The 1,504-nt window shown below is 65.2% G+C and carries 1 protein-coding gene and 1 pseudogene; one reads left to right on the top strand and one right to left on the bottom strand.

The genetic code is table 11. The annotated features are described in order from the left end of the window. The first annotated feature begins 161 nt into the window (after window positions 1-161). The gene (locus ACZ4RZ_RS50290) at window positions 162-533 is read left to right on the top strand and encodes a hypothetical protein (protein WP_467754378.1); all 372 of its coding nucleotides are present in this window, start codon (window positions 162-164) and stop codon (window positions 531-533) included. Window positions 534-535: 2 nt separating this feature from the next. Here the strand turns inward: ACZ4RZ_RS50290 and ACZ4RZ_RS50295 are convergent. Next, window positions 536-1,301 (bottom strand): annotated as a pseudogene (locus tag ACZ4RZ_RS50295) (IS5 family transposase). Window positions 1,302-1,504: the final 203 nt, after the last annotated feature.

The following is a 1,504-nucleotide window of genomic DNA, read 5'->3' on the forward strand; positions in this document are numbered from 1 at the left end:
GTTCTCGCACCGGTGGGGCTGCGGCTGTCACCGGCCAAGACCCAAGTGGTGCACCTGAGCGAGGGGTTCGACTTCCTGGGGTTTCACATCCAGTGAGCCCATTCCAACTTCAGGCGACAGCCGATCGGCGCTGTGTCACAGACATCTGGTAGACCCTGGCTATGACGTTCTTGGCGGTGGTCGAGGGTGATGCGGGCGGATGGCGCATCGATCGGGATGCGCTGACCGACGCGATCCGTGCCCGGTGGTCTGGGGTCGAGATCGACTCGATGCACCGCAGCGAAGTGCGCAGCCTCATATGGCAGTTCGAGACGGAGAGCGGCCCAGGTGAGGCGTATCTGCACGAGGACGGTACCTGCCTGTACATGGACGTCTGGGAGGAAGACGCGATCTGGCTGGCGATCGTCTTCCGCGGGCTGACACCCATGGACCTTGACCTGGTGTTCTGCGATGAGGGTTACACCTTCGACGTTCGTCTGCGGGCGGGGACGACCGAGGCCGAATTGACGGACCTGGTGAATGCTGCGGGTTGATCTCAGCACGCGGCGGCGAGATGGAGGACCAGGACGGCTTGGACGAGGCTCGTGATGCGGGTCGTCGAGCAGCGGAGTTTGCGGAGGATCCGCCAGGACTTGAGGGTGGCGATGGCTTGTTCGACCAGTGCACGGATCTTTGCGTGGGACCGGTTGACGGCCTGCTGGCCGGTGGAGAGGCTGTCCCATCGGCCGCGGTACGGGAGGCGGACCGTGCCGCCTGCGCCCTGGTAGCCCTTGTCTGCCCAGCAGGTGATGCCAGCCTCGGCGAGTGCCTCGATGATGCCGTGCTCGCGCGCGGCCCGCACGTCGTGGACGGCGCCGGCCAAGGCTGGTGAAGCCCACATCAGACGCCCCTTCGGATCGGCTATGACCTGCACGTTCATGCCGTGCTTCTTGTGTTTGCCCGAGTAGAACGGGCGGTCGGCGGCGATTCGGTCGATGGGCAGGAGTGTCCCGTCCAGGATCACGTACGCCTTCGTCGACGCCGCTCGTACGGCATCGGTGAGGGTGGGGGGCGAGGGCGGCCAGGAGGTTGACGGCCTCGGTGATGTATCGGTAGGCGGTGGTGGTGCCGATCCCGAATCTGGCCGCGAGCTGGGCGTAGGGCTGGCCGTTGCGCAGGTGGGCGAGGGTGAGCAGGGCCTGTCGGCCTGCGTTCAAGCGACGCCATCGGGTTCCGAGAGCGCGGCGGTGTTCCCTCAGGCGAGCGGCGAGGAAGCGCAGGGCAGAGCTGGATATGTCGACGCCGGACGGGTAGACAAGCATGCGAAGCCTCTGGTGGAGACGGTTCTCTTGGTCGAAAACCCATCTACCAGGGGCTTCATCTGTCTGTCATCCCAACTGCTCAGCTGGCATGCGAGGTTGGAAAGAGCTCAGTGGCGCCGCAAGCGCGGAACGAACAAGTGGTACGTCTACACCTTCATCGCCGACCGGCCCGTCCGGTCGGTGAAGGCGAAGATCCGCCACCT

This window comes from Streptomyces sp. NPDC027189, from assembly GCF_055566975.1.